Raw genomic sequence first — 1,186 nt, forward strand, 5'->3', positions numbered from 1 at the left:
TTACGCTACGATAGTTGCTACAACACCAGCACCTACAGTACGACCACCTTCACGGATAGCAAAACGAAGACCTTCATCCATCGCGATTGGTGCGATTAGAGTTACTGTCATCTTGATGTTATCACCAGGCATTACCATTTCTACGCCATCTGGTAACTGTACGTCACCAGTTACGTCAGTTGTACGGAAGTAGAACTGTGGACGGTAACCTTTGAAGAATGGAGTATGACGACCACCTTCATCTTTCGAAAGTACGTATACTTCTGAAGTGAATGTAGTATGTGGGTTGATTGAACCAGGCTTAGCTAGTACTTGACCACGTTCAACGTCTTCACGTTTAGTACCACGTAGAAGTGCACCGATGTTTTCGCCAGCACGACCTTCGTCTAGAAGCTTACGGAACATTTCAACACCAGTACAAGTAGAACGAGTTGTATCATTGATACCAACAATTTCTACTTCGTCATTGATGCGGATGATACCAGCTTCAACACGACCAGTTACAACAGTACCACGACCCTGGATTGAGAAAAACGTCTTCGATAGGCATGATGAATGGCTTATCGATGTCACGCTCTGGCTCTGGGATGTAAGTATCAAGTGCGTTTGCAAGCTCAACAATCTTATCTTCCCACTCTTTCTCGCCTTCTAACGCTTTAAGCGCAGAACCAGCAATTAGAGGTAAGTCATCACCTGGGAAATCGTATTCTGAAAGAAGTTCACGAACTTCCATTTCTACTAGTTCAAGTAGCTCTTCGTCATCTACCATGTCACATTTGTTCATGAACACGATGATGTAAGGAACGCCAACTTGACGAGAAAGAAGGATGTGCTCACGCGTTTGTGGCATAGGGCCATCAGTCGCAGCAACTACTAAGATCGCGCCGTCCATTTGAGCAGCACCAGTGATCATGTTTTTAACATAATCGGCGTGACCAGGACAATCTACGTGTGCGTAGTGACGTGAAGGAGTATCGTATTCAACGTGAGACGTTGAAATAGTGATACCACGTTCGCGCTCTTCAGGAGCGTTGTCGATTGATGCGAAATCTTTAGCAACACCGCCGTATACTTTTGCAAGTACGTTAGTGATTGCTGCAGTTAGTGTAGTTTTACCGTGGTCAACGTGGCCGATTGTACCAACGTTTACGTGCGGTTTTACGCGTTCAAACTTTTCTTTTGCCAT

General features: G+C 45.0%; 1 pseudogene. It reads right to left on the reverse strand.

Annotation, left to right across the window (positions count from 1 at the left end):
• Positions 1-1,186: pseudogene (gene tuf / locus P20429_RS19225) on the reverse strand (elongation factor Tu).

This window comes from Pseudoalteromonas sp. BSi20429, from assembly GCF_000238895.1.
Classification (GTDB): Bacteria; Pseudomonadota; Gammaproteobacteria; order Enterobacterales; family Alteromonadaceae; genus Pseudoalteromonas; species Pseudoalteromonas arctica.